At 38.6% G+C, this 14,047-nt stretch carries 12 protein-coding genes and 1 pseudogene; 4 read left to right on the forward strand and 9 right to left on the reverse strand.

Annotated features, from left to right (window positions below):
* The first annotated feature begins 2 nt into the window (after positions 1 to 2).
* A complete protein-coding gene (locus tag CQZ96_RS09385; protein ID WP_004722720.1) occupies positions 3 to 3,599 on the forward strand; it encodes an AAA family ATPase in 3,597 nt (1,198 codons plus the stop codon).
* 46 nt (positions 3,600 to 3,645) lie between these two features.
* On the opposite strand, the gene CQZ96_RS09390 is transcribed toward CQZ96_RS09385, so the two are convergent.
* From CQZ96_RS09390 to CQZ96_RS09415, 6 genes and pseudogenes are all read right to left on the reverse strand, one after another.
* Positions 3,646 to 4,044: a hypothetical protein gene (locus tag CQZ96_RS09390; protein WP_105713220.1), complete on the reverse strand. Its 399-nt coding sequence runs from the start codon at positions 4,042 to 4,044 to the stop codon at positions 3,646 to 3,648.
* A 101-nt stretch (positions 4,045 to 4,145) separates the two neighbouring features.
* Positions 4,146 to 4,901, reverse strand: coding sequence for a hypothetical protein (locus CQZ96_RS09395; RefSeq protein WP_105713221.1), 756 nt, complete (start codon positions 4,899 to 4,901; stop codon positions 4,146 to 4,148).
* A gap of 167 nt (positions 4,902 to 5,068) precedes the next feature.
* Positions 5,069 to 5,860: a hypothetical protein gene (locus tag CQZ96_RS09400; RefSeq protein ID WP_004722726.1), complete on the reverse strand. Its 792-nt coding sequence runs from the start codon at positions 5,858 to 5,860 to the stop codon at positions 5,069 to 5,071.
* Positions 5,861 to 6,156: 296 nt separating this feature from the next.
* Entirely contained in the window at positions 6,157 to 6,960 is an 804-nt protein-coding gene (locus CQZ96_RS09405) for a thioesterase family protein (protein WP_004722728.1), read from the reverse strand.
* Between the two features lie 205 nt (positions 6,961 to 7,165).
* A pseudogene (locus tag CQZ96_RS09410) lies at positions 7,166 to 7,998 on the reverse strand (undecaprenyl-diphosphate phosphatase).
* A 122-nt stretch (positions 7,999 to 8,120) separates the two neighbouring features.
* Positions 8,121 to 8,813, reverse strand: a complete 693-nt coding sequence (locus tag CQZ96_RS09415; RefSeq protein ID WP_004722732.1) for a YggS family pyridoxal phosphate-dependent enzyme — start codon at positions 8,811 to 8,813, stop codon at positions 8,121 to 8,123.
* A 390-nt stretch (positions 8,814 to 9,203) separates the two neighbouring features.
* Here CQZ96_RS09415 and CQZ96_RS09420 point away from each other — a divergent pair, with 390 nt between their 5' ends.
* Both CQZ96_RS09420 and CQZ96_RS09425 read left to right on the forward strand, forming a co-directional pair.
* Positions 9,204 to 10,241: a type IV pilus twitching motility protein PilT gene (locus tag CQZ96_RS09420; protein WP_004722735.1), complete on the forward strand. Its 1,038-nt coding sequence runs from the start codon at positions 9,204 to 9,206 to the stop codon at positions 10,239 to 10,241.
* Between the two features lie 25 nt (positions 10,242 to 10,266).
* Entirely contained in the window at positions 10,267 to 11,385 is a 1,119-nt protein-coding gene (locus CQZ96_RS09425; RefSeq protein WP_004722736.1) for a PilT/PilU family type 4a pilus ATPase, read from the forward strand.
* A 79-nt stretch (positions 11,386 to 11,464) separates the two neighbouring features.
* Here CQZ96_RS09425 and fur read toward each other — a convergent pair whose 3' ends face one another.
* Positions 11,465 to 11,902 carry a ferric iron uptake transcriptional regulator gene (gene fur, locus CQZ96_RS09430; protein ID WP_004722737.1) on the reverse strand — a complete coding sequence of 146 codons (438 nt, stop codon included), beginning with the start codon at positions 11,900 to 11,902 and terminating at the stop codon, positions 11,465 to 11,467.
* 112 nt (positions 11,903 to 12,014) lie between these two features.
* On the opposite strand from fur, the gene CQZ96_RS09435 reads away from it, so the two are divergent.
* Positions 12,015 to 12,413 carry an outer membrane protein assembly factor BamE gene (locus CQZ96_RS09435; RefSeq protein WP_004722739.1) on the forward strand — a complete coding sequence of 133 codons (399 nt, stop codon included), beginning with the start codon at positions 12,015 to 12,017 and terminating at the stop codon, positions 12,411 to 12,413.
* Positions 12,414 to 12,497: 84 nt separating this feature from the next.
* Here CQZ96_RS09435 and CQZ96_RS09440 read toward each other — a convergent pair whose 3' ends face one another.
* Together CQZ96_RS09440 and CQZ96_RS09445 are read right to left on the reverse strand one after the other, a co-directional pair.
* Positions 12,498 to 12,827, reverse strand: a complete 330-nt coding sequence (locus CQZ96_RS09440; RefSeq protein ID WP_035371671.1) for an RnfH family protein — start codon at positions 12,825 to 12,827, stop codon at positions 12,498 to 12,500.
* 8 nt (positions 12,828 to 12,835) lie between these two features.
* Entirely contained in the window at positions 12,836 to 13,903 is a 1,068-nt protein-coding gene (locus tag CQZ96_RS09445) for a hypothetical protein (RefSeq protein WP_105713222.1), read from the reverse strand.
* Between the last annotated feature and the right edge of the window lie 144 nt (positions 13,904 to 14,047).

A 14,047-nucleotide genomic window follows, 5' to 3' on the forward strand; every position in this document is an offset into this window, starting at 1 on the left:
CCGTGAAAATTTTATCTATACGACTCAAAAATCTCGCGTCTCTTTCGGGTGAACATTTTATAGATTTTGAATCTGAACCTTTAGCTTCAGCAGGTTTAGTGGCGATTGTTGGAAAAACAGGAGCAGGAAAATCAACCATTTTGGATGCCATGTGCCTTGCTCTGTTTAATAAAATCCCACGTTTAAAAGACAGTGATGGTAAATTACAGGATGTTGATGGCTCTGAACTTTTAACCAACTCGCCACTGACTGTACTACGGCGTGGTACCGCACACGGCTTTGCTGAATTATGTTTTGTGGCACAAGACCAAAAGCATTATTTGGCACACTGGGAACTTAAACGTTCCCGTGAAAAAGCAGATGGAAAACTACAAAGTGTCCAACGCTATTTAAAATGCTTAACCGATGGAACAGTAGTAGCAGATAAAGCCAAAGCCGTTGAATCAGCGATTTACAAAATTACCCAACTGAGTTTTGAGCAATTTACCCGTGCAGTTCTTTTGGCACAGTCCGAAGTTACAGCCTTCTTAAAAGCACGTGACAATGAACGTGGTGAATTACTTGAGTATTTAACCAATTCATCCATTTTTGGAAAAGTCGGCCAATTGGCCTATGAAAAAACCAAATTGGTAGCATCAAAACGTAAGGAATTGGAAAATCTTCTCGGTCATATTGAACTCCTCTCTGAGGAAGATGCCGCTGAATTACACATACAATTCCAACATATCAATCAAGACTATAAAAAACTTGAAGATGAAAAATCGCAACTTGAAAAACAGCAGCAATGGTTTGAGCGTAAACAAAAACTGAATGATGAAATTGTCGTTAAGCAACAGTTGCTTGATACACAATTACAGACGCAACAAGGCTTAATCCCTGAGCGTGAACGTTTAAATCGTTTAGAAATATTCTCAGAGATTCGCTCTAGTCTTTTTCAAAAGCAACAACTGATAAAAACCGAACAGCAACTCGCACCACAAATTCAAAAACAACAACAGCTTTTTGATGCATTACAAGTTCAATTTGACACTGAAAAGACCCGTTTTCTCCAAACTGAAAGCACTTTAACTGAACAACAAAATTTCGAAAATACCCATCGTGAGTCTTTGAGTGAAGTACGGAAATGTATTCAGGAGCGGGATTTTATTGGGGTCGAATTTAAGAAAATTCAGACCAGATTAAATGATTTAGAATCGTCTAAAACTCCACTACTCAATCAACAACAACAACTAGAACATCATATTCAGCAGATTACAGAAAAACGAAATATTTTAAATCAGCAACTTGCAGACACTCAACAGTTCTCAAGTTTGGATAAAGGTTTAACTGCACATGTGCAACAGTTAACTCAATTTATTCAGCACTATCAATCTATTGAAAATCAATTAGGGAATCTGTCTCAAGCTGAAACGAGATTAATTGAGCAAAAAACAAAATTACAAGATTCAATTCATCAATTTGGAACTGCGGAGCAACTTGAAACTCAGCTTGAACAAACACGCCAACAACGTGAATCGAAACTGAGCCAACTCAACCAATTGGCTACGTTACAACAAAAATTAGCCCAGTTTTTTGAATTAAAGATTGAATCCCAGCAACTCAATGACCAATTGAATCGTTGCTCAGCGCAATTTCAACAACTTGAAAAAACCACAATACAGGCTGAACAAGATTTCCAAACGGCGAAACAAGCCCGTTTAAAACTGCAAGAGGTTCTACAACAACAACGCTTATTACATACTGAAAATGTAGAACATTTAAGAGCTGAATTAGTAGATGGTCAAGCTTGTGTTGTCTGTGGAAGCATTTCTCATCCCTATCGTCTTGATGATTCTGCTGTATCTAAAGTACTGTTTGAGCTACAACAGCAACAGGAACAACAAGCCACGCTCAAAGAACAACAAACATTTAACCTTTGGCAAGCGGCTCAACAAAACTTGACCAAATTAAGTGTCGAACAGGAACAGTTCAAGTCATCTATCCGAAATGTGTCTGAAAAAATCACGATCACACAACACCAATGTATTGAACAAGGTCAATCTGCCCAAATCCCAGTGGACTTAACTCAGACACAATCTGAAATCAAGCAGCAATTGGAGCAACTTACCCAGCAATATCAGCTTGATATTCAACAGTTTGAAATGCAATCTAAGCAATGCGTTCAAAACATCAAAATTCAGCAGCAATTAAGTCAAAGCATTCAGCACACTGAACATCTATTGCAAAATGCCAATAACCTACACAATCAGGTTCAGCATATTGTCAATTGCTTAGCTGACCGTGAAAAAGATACCTGGCAACAGCACAGCGTACAGACTGCACAACATATCTTGAGTCAATTAAATACGCGTACACAACAACTTGAACAATTTGAGTTATTGTCGAAACAGCATGATCAATATCTACAGCAACTCAATACAGCTCAACTCAATATAGCGAATGCAACCAAACAGATTTCTGAAACTGCTCACAGCTTGAACGAGATAAAACTAAAAGGGCAACAAAATACAGAATTGGCAAATCGACTCATTCATAGCATGACAGGATTAACAGAGGTTAAGCCGAATGAATGGTTAACTCAGTATGAGCATGAATACCAGAAAACCCAGACGCTTTACCAACAACAAAAGCAAAGTTTTAACCAATTACGCAATCAATTTGAGCAGGAAAAAAGTCAGCTCGAACAACTTAAAGCCCAGCAACAACACAATCAGAATAGCCTCAATCAAGTGAATCAGGATATTCAGCAATGGCTCACTCAGCATCCAGCTTTTCAGCCTGATGATTTAGAGCACTTGGCTCAAATCACGGCGGTACAAGAACAACAGATTCGCCAACAACTGCAACATGCTGAACGAATGTTAAATGAGGCCAACTCAGCACTTAACACCATACAAGAGCAATTAATCGAACATAAGCTCCATCAACCCGAAATTGATTTTGAACAGCTACAACAATTGATTTTGGATAATGTGAATGCTTTAAAAACCCAATTTGAAATCCGCGATCAGTTAAAACTCAAACTTGAATTGCATCAGCAAAATCTTACTAAGCAAAAGCAATTTGCTGATCAGGTTCAACAAGTACAACAGGAAGAACATCGCTGGGGCAAAATTTCAGGCTTAATGGGAGATGCGACCGGTAAAAAATTCCGTGATTATGCACAGCAGTATAATCTGGATATTTTACTCGAACACGCCAACCAACAATTGGCGATGTTGTCTCAACGTTATACCTTAAAGCGGTTAGATAACTCACTCAGCCTTGCCATCATTGACCATGATATGGATGGTGAAACCCGTTCTGTTGCCTCACTTTCAGGAGGTGAATCATTCTTAACTGCCCTTGCCTTATCTTTGGCAATTGCCAATATGGCATCAGGTTCAATGAAAATTGAATCTCTCTTTATTGATGAAGGGTTTGGAACATTGGATGCATCTTCTTTACATATGGTCATGAATGCATTAGATCAATTGCAGAATCAAGGACGTAAAGTTGTATTGATTTCACATATACAGGAAATGCATGAACGTATTCCTGTGCAAATTCAGGTGCGTCCTTTAGGGGCGGGTGCAAGTACGATTGAAGTGGTGAGTTAAAATAAATGAGGAGGACCTCCTCTTCTAAAACCTAAATTCAACGCATTTATTTATGTTCTAAATACGCTTGCTTAGCTTGATCACAAATTTCATTTTTATCACTTAAGCCTTGTGTAGCTTCTGCTAAAGTTTCATCAAATGTCGTATCAAACTGCTTATAGTCACGATCATATTGAGCCTTATATTTTTGATTATTTTTCATAGCAGTGATCGAGCTTTGTATTGCGACACACATAGGATAAAGCTCAGATTTGTCCTGTATTTGAGTTACGCGTTCAGTTATTTCTTCAATTTTACCAAGGATCGTATCAAAGTTTTCTTGAAATTTGGCATAACTGGGCTGAGGCGTAATAAGGGTTTTATATTGATCTTCAATAGGATTTGCAAATACTTGCATAGATACCATGCCCATTAAGATTACAGTGCATATTTTTAGTAATTTCATTGTATTAAAACTCTTTATAGTTTTCATTTAATTTCATTAAGTTTAAAAATAATAGGCATTCTTTATTTTAAGAATGCCTATTCTCATTATAAATGAATAAATTAACGATCTGCTGGAAATGCATTTGGTGGAGGTGCATATTTACTCACGGGTTTAGCCTCATCTTCTGGTGCTTCCAACTCATATAAAACCGTACCAATTACACCAGCATTCTGAATTGAACCATTCTCTGAATTCGCAGCATACGCATCTTTAGGCTTACTAAAAGTGAAAGAAGCAACAGCAGATTCACTCTTACGGAAACCTTCAATTTTCAAAGAATCATGTGCATGTAATACATAACCAGAATTACTTCGGGATGCCTCACTGCCATCTATGACATCTACACCATCAACACTGGCAACCACTTCAAAGGTTTTCGCTGTGTTATTTTCATACTGAAGTTGATAGCTTTGCCCTTCACGCCCTGACAAATAGTAGCTTTGTCCAACACGATATATTGGAATTCGGTTTCCACGATCATCTACAACAGAAAAACTCACTTTTCCTGCGGCAATAGAAATTGAATTGATCGTTTTACCTTTGTAGTTCTTATCTGCATATTGCACGATAGTTTCAGCAAGAGGTGAATCAGATTTACGCTTTAACTGCACTTCAGTCACATGGGAATCAATTTCATCACCCCACTTTGTGCCTAACTTTTCGTCAGCTGCAACTTGATTGTTGGCTGCTTCAGCAGCTGCATCTGCACTGGTCGCTTCGGTTTGAGATTGTGATGCGCTTTCATCTGATTTTTTCGAACATGCAGCTAGAAAAATACACAACAAAAGGCAGAGAAATATATTTATATTTTTCATTATAAAACCTATTTTAAAGTTTATAAGTTACGTAGATTATTATCAAAGTCATAATATCGCAGCTGTTTTGACTGCGCTATTTTTAAATTATTGCAATTATGTAACATTATAACATCTCAAAAAATAAGAGGGATAATGTGATCCCTCTCACTTCTTAATATTTTTAATTAATCCGCAGGAAAGGCATTTGGTGCAGGCGCATAAGTATCCTTAGATTTTTTGGGTAGATCGTATTTAGGTGCTTTTAACTCATACACCACTGTACCAATCACACCAGTATTTTGAATAGAACCACTGGCAGAGTTGGCAGCATAAGCATCATTTGGCTTACTAAAAATAAATGAAGCTACAGATGAGTTACTTTTTCTAAAACCTTCAATCGCAAATGAGCTATAAGGTCTTAACACATAACCACTATTTGAACGTGAAGCTTTACTTCCATTAAGAACATCTAGGCCATCGACACTTGCAACAACTTCAAAGGTTTGGCTACTGGTATTGGCATAACGCAATTGATAGCTTTGTCCATCACGGGCTGAGAGATAATAACGCTCACCATCGCGATATAGTGGTAAAATTCGCCCACGATCATCTACAACAGAAAAGCTAATTTTTCCAGCGGCTAAAGAAATGCTGTTAATACTGCGTCCTGAAAATTGCTTACTGGCATAACGAATTTGAGTTTCATCAATAGGATTACTACTTAAACGTTTTAAATCAACTTGAGTCACATACGAACTCACGTCATCTCCCCATTTCGTCCCCAAACGCTCTTCTGACTTTACTCGATTTTGATTGGAAATAGGCGCTGGTGCAGCCTTAGCTGTTGCTGAGGTAGGTGATGGTGCAGATTCGATTTCTTGCGAAGTAGCATCCTGAGTTGAAGAATATTTTGCAGTACTACAAGCACTGATTAAAGCACAAAGACATAACCATAATAATAGTTTGGATTTATACATATTCTATTTCCAGTTTTTAAATTTTATTCAAATCAGTATAGTCAAATTGAGGATCATATTACATCTAGAATTGTTGAGTATATTTTAAAAAAGTTAACTGAATAGTTTGCCTTAAAGTAAATTCCAAATGCTTAAACGGATACTCATCAGCTTCATTTTACCAGTACATAGAATTGTTTTTTTATAGTGATTTATCTTAGCCAATGTAAAAATCTAATTACTATTCAAAAGAATAAATACCAACACAAATCAAAAAACTGTATGTAGAAATACAGTTTTTGATTTCATTGATGCAACTACTCAGCTTGTATAGGTCTTAGAGTTAGAATCTGTTCACTACGTCCAAATGGCCCATAAATATCATGTAAGACGGAACTGGTTAAACCAATACCATCGTCACCATATTGTTGTACGGTTTCTAAACCTAACCATTGACCTTGAGGCAAACGATATAAATGAATTTGTAAATCTAAGTTTGGAAAGCCCCAATTAAAAGGGGGTGTTTGTCTCGCCACGACACCATTTGCAGTATCGATCATTCCCATTAACTTCACAAATGACGATGTCGGTCGACCTTCAACCATATCCAAAGTATTGCTAAGCCACACAATACCAGCTCCTTGTCGACGTTGCTCAGTCCTTGCTTCAATCGAATGAATATAGCCACCAGGCCATTGACGTATTTCATCCCAAATTGGTAACTGTTCAGGCGTACCAATAGATTGATCCTCTAAACCTGCAACAATTTGACTATTATTGGTCATCATGCGCCAAGTTCTCGCCACAATGCTTATTTTACCTTGTGTAACCATTTCGGATTCAATCAGTTCAATGGTCTTGCCAGCACGAATCACTTTTGTCCGAATATAAAATTCACCACCCGCAATTAATCCAAGAATATCTAAACTTATACGACCAATTCGAACATCATTTCGAGGTGAAAACTGCTCTAATTCAGCACAAATAACCCCTGTCGCTGGTGCCATATGTTGCTCATGCGCATTCCAAGCCCCTTGAGCATGATGTGTCGATTGATAATGTGCAGTCACTACACCCTGCTCATCGATATGACGCTGAATCAATTGATAATATGCAGACATAAACTTCCCTATCACTCTTAAAAATCATTCGCTATACATATAATTCCGCATTATTTTTGTACTCGACTTAAGCAAAGAAGTCTAATACTAATAGGAAAAATGACCCATAGCGTTCAATATTTTCACACTGGATTGAACGCTTAAATTTAAAGTGAGATATTAAAAAGAGTGACATATTGAAAAGTCAGTATTTGAAAGCCTATATTTAACCGATGAGTAAAACGACAGCTGAAAAAATCAGACAATAAATACCAAAGAAATGCCAGCGGCCATGTTCAAGCCAACTCGATAGCCATTTTAAAGCAACAAGACCTGCAATAAAGCTAAACAGCATCCCAAACATGCTGGGTAAAAGCAGTTGAGCTAAATGAATACTTTGAAAATTCTCGGCATGTAGCAATCGATAAAGCTCTTTTACAATCACCGCTGGGGTTAACACCACTGCCAAGGCAAAACTAAACTCTTCCGCTTTTTGGCGAGCGACACCTAAAAATAATCCTGTTGAAATTGTTGCACCTGAACGTGAAAAACCACGGAACGGCAAGCATAAAGCTTGAACTGCACCAATCCATGCCGCACTTTTCATCGTCACATCACCAACCTGTCCACGATCTAATCGAGAGGATAAAATAATCAATACACCAGCAGAAGCTAAAGCAGCAGCCATTAATTTTGAATTGCTAAACAATTGCTCAATTTCAAAGTGGTTTGCCCCAGCAAAAAAACATGTTTGATCATCGATTGCAGTGCCAATCCGAGTACGCCCGTGATGCCTGTTGCAACAATCACAAACCATGCTTGTTTTTTAAAACGATCCCATGACGAAAAATAGGTTGTGCGCCAAGACTTCCAAAAATACACAATGACCGCAAACATGGTTCCTGTATGTAGCATCACCAATAAAAACGTCATATCAGGCGCTGATGGGTCAAAACCCATCAATTTTTCAGCCACAATCACATGCGCTGAACTGGATACAGGCAGCAGTTCTGCAAACCCTTGTATGATGGCAAGAATAAGTACATGAAAAATAGTCATCAACAATCTCAACGGATTAGAATTATTGATGCCTTATACGTTTACAGCATTAAATCTAAATTAAAATAAACTTAAACCCAGCGAAAATTAAGTCAGCCTCCAAGCCAGTTTTAGTCTGACCTTTAACGCTGACTTGAATAATCTCGTGCACCAAACAAAGCCGTCCCGATACGTACCATGGTTGACCCTGCGGCAATGGCTTCTACCATATCTCCAGACATCCCCATGCTCAACGTATCCCAATCTTCAGCATGCGCATGATGAACTTTAACCTGATCAAATAATTGCTTTGCATCACTGAATGCTTGCGGATGATCAGGTGCAGGAATCACCATTAAACCACGTAACTTTAAATTCTTTAATTGACTGATTTGTTTCACCAGATCTGCCACATCATCAGGCTGACAACCATCTTTACTATCTTGTGCATCAATATTGACTTGCAAGCAAATATTTAATGGTGTTTGAGTAGCTTCTCGTTGATTTGAGAGACGCTCTGCAATGATAAAACGATCAACTCCATGCACCCACGCAAACTTTTCAGCAAGATGCTTGGTTTTATTGCGCTGCACATGACCAATAAAGTGCCATTCGATCTCTAAATCTTTTAAATCTTCAATTTTTTCGAGCGCTTCTTGTAAATAATTCTCGCCAAAAGCACGCTGACCCGTAACATACATTTCTTTTAATAACGTACTTGGATGTGTCTTGGAAACTGCCAACAACTGTACCTGACTCACATCTCGATTTGCAGCCAAACAGGCCTGCTGAATTTGCGCGAGTACATGATTTCGAGCTTGATTTAGATCATTCATTGACAAGGTTCTCATTTCATAAAAATTTCAGCTTCCAAGCAATGAAATTGTTGGTTATGCTGAGTGAAAGGCCTTATTATTCTACAAAATAATGAGGGTGTGTTGATCGTTCATAAATAGCTTGCGTTGTAGGCTAAAATTGAGCAAACAAGGAATGGAATGTAGAGAATAGCAAGACTATTTTCAAATTTCATAACGCAGTTTGAGATAATTTTAGCCACAACCCCCTGGGACTTTGCTGTTTTTAACTGCTACGTCGTTACGAACTACTCATTTAGAATAACTAAATTTCGTACTTCGCGCCTAGTAACCCTAAAAAACAGGCTTAGTCGCAAGCATAGATGAATAATCTACACCCCCTAGGCAAATAGGTTTTTATTCGGGGACATTATGGATATTACAGAATTATTGGCGTTTTCCGTCAAAAACGGTGCATCTGACTTACACCTTTCAGCAGGTATGCCACCGATGATTCGTGTCGATGGTGAGGTCCGTCGTATCAATTTACCAGCACTGGAACATAAAGAAGTTCACAGACTGGTTTATGACATCATGAATGATAAACAACGTCGTGATTTTGAAGAACAATTAGAAACTGACTTCTCATTTGAAGTTCCAGGTATTGCCCGTTTCCGTGTCAACGCATTCAACCAAAACCGTGGTGCGGGTGCTGTATTTCGTACCATTCCTTCCAAAGTATTGACCATGGAAGATTTAGGTTTAGGACAAATCTTTAAGGATCTTTGTGAGTTACCCCGTGGTTTGATCCTTGTAACAGGTCCAACAGGTTCCGGTAAATCAACCACATTGGCCTCTATGATTGACTTTATTAATGACAGTCGCTATGACCATATTTTAACGGTCGAAGATCCAATCGAATTTGTACACCAATCTAAAAAGTGCCTTATCAACCAACGTGAAGTGCATCGAGATACACATGGCTTTAATGAAGCACTGCGTTCTGCATTACGTGAAGACCCTGACATTATCTTGGTTGGTGAGATGCGTGACCTTGAAACCATTCGCCTGGCTTTAACTGCAGCAGAAACAGGTCACTTGGTTTTCGGTACACTACACACCACATCAGCGGCAAAAACCATTGACCGTGTGATTGACGTATTCCCTGCTGAAGAAAAAGACATGGTCCGTGCCATGTTATCAGAATCATTACAAGCGGTTATTTCACAGACCCTGCTGAAAAAGAATGGTGGCGGACGAGTTGCAGCACATGAAATCATGATTGGTATTCCTGCAATTCGTAACTTGATTCGTGAAAACAAAGTTGCACAGATGTATTCAGCAATTCAAACCGGTGCAAACTATGGTATGACCACATTGGATCAGAGTTTAAAAACACTGGTCGCCAAAGGTGTTATTAGTCCTCAAGTTGCAAGAAATGTAGCAAAACAACCAGAATCATTCTTATAAAATGGATTATTGAGGTTTAAAAAAGATGGACTTTAATGACTTGCTCAACATGATGATTGAGCAAAAAGCATCAGACTTATTTATTACCGCGGATGTTGAACCATCAATGAAAATTAATGGTCAAATTGTTCCTGTGGTAAAAACCAAGTTAAACGGCGAAATTATTATGCAATTGCTTAACTCTATTATGAGTGAAAAGCAGCGCAAAGAATTTGCTGAGACGCGTGAGTGTAACTTTGCCATTACCAATCGCGATAAAACTGCGCGTTTCCGTGTCAGCGCTTTTCAACAACGTGATATGCCTGGAATGGTTTTGCGTCGTATTGAAACTCAAATTCCGACCATGGATGAGCTTAAATTACCGCCTATCCTTAAAGATCTCGCAATGACCAAACGTGGGATCATTATCTTTGTTGGTGCAACAGGGACAGGTAAATCAACTTCGCTTGCATCCATCATTGGTTATCGCAATCAAAATTCTAAAGGTCATATCATCACCATTGAAGACCCAATTGAATTTGTACACGAACATGCAGGATGTATTATTACCCAACGTGAAGTGGGAATTGATACAGATTCTTTTGAAATTGCACTTAAGAATACTTTGCGTCAAGCCCCAGATGTGATCTTAATTGGTGAGATCCGTTCTCGTGAAACAATGGACTATGCCATCGCTTTTGCTGAAACAGGTCACTTAGTCTTTGCCACACTGCATGCCAACAACGCCAACCAAGCAATTGACCGAATTATTCACTTCTTTGAGTCTGACCGTCATAGCCAGTTGTTTATGGATCTATCACTTAACCTCAAAGCCATGGTTGCGCAACAATTGATTCCAACACCAGACGGTAATTCTCGTCGTGCTGCAATTGAAATTCTCATCAACTCACCGTTAGTTTCAGACTTAATCCGTAAAGGTGATGTACATGAAATTAAGGATTTGATGAAGCGCTCTCGTGAATTAGGTATGCAGACATTTGACCAAGCTTTATTTGACCTCTATAAAGCGGGACAAATTACCTATAAAGACGCACTTAAACATGCTGATTCTCCAAATGATTTACGTCTACAAATCAAATTGGATGAAGAAGGTGGTGCACAGCTACTCAATTCAAATAGCAAACTCACCTTTGATGGACAATAGTTCAAAAGCAAAAAATAAGCTGATAAAAAAAGAGGGGGCTTAGTTAAGCCCCCTCTTCATTTGTTGTATTTATGTGATTCTAGCGCTTACGATAAGCTTCCTGACATGCAGGTTCATCACAATAACCGTACAGATTCAAAGAATGTCCAGTCAATTGAAAGCCGTGTTTCTCAGCTACCGAATGTTGCTCATGCTCGATGGTTTCATTAGTAAATTCAACGACTTTATTACAATTTTGACAAACCAAATGATCATGATGATCTTCTTGCATAATTTCAAAAACAGAATGATTGTTTTCGAAATGATGGCGCTGGATAATTCCAGCAGCTTCAAATTGTGTTAACACACGATATACGGTCGCTAGACCGACATCTTCACCTTGTTCGAGTAATGTTTTATAAATGTCTTCCGCGCTCAAGTGGTGTTGTCTTGAATTTTCTAATAATTCCAAAATCTTGATTCGTGGTAGGGTAACTTTAAGTCCAGCTTTGCGTAAATCTTGATTTGAAATAGGCATATAAAAAGGTCTCTCAACAAATTTTAAGTTGGAATATGCAACAGAGTTGAGATGCAGTATGATCTATCCTTGGATCAATTGCATCATAATTAATTTGGGATAGTGTAGCAAAATGCAAAAAATCATGCTGACGTTATTCGTCGCTTCTTTACTTGGTGGTTGTTCTGTATTTGGAGTATACAAAGTCGATATTCCTCAGGGAACACCGTTAACCCAAGCTCAAGCTTCAAAAATTCAAGTCGGTATGACCTACCAACAAGTACAGTTCTTGTTGGGTAGCCCAACAGTCTCAGATCCATTGAATCCAGGACGATGGGATTACATTTACAACTATATCCCAGGAACTTACGCGAAAAAAGCGAAGATTCCCGCAGCACATGGCCAACATTTAAAGGTTTATTTTGATCAATCAGGTGTCGTAAACAAAATTGAAGGTTTAGAAACCATTCCTGAGTCTCAACCTGGTTTACCTGCTTCTAAAGAAGCAATATTGAATGCGCCCCCACTATAGACACTTTGCGATAAAAAGAAACCCCTCAATGAGGGGTTTTTCATATGCATTCAATTGTTTAAAGCGATTATTGTAAATAACGCCTTATTTAAATAACAATTGTTGATAGCGATTGCCACGGCAGTAACGTCCGACAGGATTTGCTTTTGCGCGATTGCGACGAATATCTTTTGGATTAATCGTTAAAGCTCTATAAATTTCAACACGATCACCTGCTTGTAGCAAATGCGATTGCGCTTTTATTTTCACTCCGAAAATACCGAAACTAAAATTTTCAGGTAATTCTACTTGTTGCGCCAATCCACTTTGCGCAATTGCATCGGCAATCGTCATGCCTTGAGAAAATTGTAACTCAATGTGAAATTGTTGCTTTTCGGCAGCATATGCCACCCAAATCTTTGCCACGAGATTCACCTTGACCCTTAAATTAACTGTCCAATATAGGATACCAATGCCAACACAATACTCAAAGGTAAAACAATTCGTACCGCAATACGCCAAATATTATAAAATGCTTCTGAACTAAAATTGATTGCTTTACGTAGATGGCTGATTTTCATGATCCAACCCACAAAGATCGAATAAATCAAGCAAATGACCAAGCCCCAAATCATCAGCAATGGATTAAACAGCACTGCAATGTTTGGAATTGCCCAAGTGAACAATCCCAGCAACAACACTACAAATTGAATAAGTATTGCGACTTGACGTTGAGCTAACTGTTCTTTGCCTAGTTGTAATAATAACGCGGCTGAAATGACTGCAGTAAATAATAAAGTATAGGCAGGGATTTGTGCTGAAGCCGCAAAAAAACCAAAGGCAATCACAGCAACCAATTGCGCAATCCAAATCGGTAAAGCTGTTTTAGATGCCTCATTATTCTGTTGAACATTCAACAAGCTAGTTTGCCAATACAAGCCTAAACCGAGACCTGTGGCCACAAGGGCTAAAATCGTTGCATTGCCCCACTCCTTAAACTCTACAGGAGTAACATGCCAAGCCTGTAAGTGTGTACCGAAAATCTGTGCAAGGATTAAAGAAAGCAGCACGCCTATCGTGATCAAACCCACTAAAATTTGACGAGGCGCAAAAGACAAAGCAAAAGCCACCACAGCGACACCTGCAAATAACAGATGGCCTTCTATCGGTAAATTCGCAATCTGCACAGCACTTTGACTGATATTCGATAAAATCCCACCCGCTAAGAATGGAATAAAAATAACAGCCAGCCAACCCACAATACGCCACGATTGTGATGCATCAGCATCACGAGTTAAGCTAGACAAGGCATTGAGTGCAGTTGTTTTAGAACGCTTTGCTAAAGCAACTTCTAAATAAGTAATCGGCAATGCCAACACCAGCATTGACACTAACCACAATATCCAAAAATCAATTTGTCGATCAATTTGAATACCCAGACTTGGAGCTAAACCTGCGATAATCATAAATGATAAACAAAATGCCATGAGCGGCGATAACCATCGTGACATAGAATAATCCTGCATGAGGTGTTTCGTAAAAAGTTCTGCTATTTTGCCTTTGTCGATGCTGAAAATCAAAGCTTAAAAGAAAAAAGCAAATCACCCCTCGATGATTTGCTGCGCTAGATATTGTTATAATCCTTGTTATTTCTT

Origin of the sequence: Acinetobacter sp. MYb10 (assembly GCF_002980175.2) — a bacterium.
Lineage (GTDB): Bacteria > Pseudomonadota > Gammaproteobacteria > Pseudomonadales > Moraxellaceae > Acinetobacter > Acinetobacter guillouiae.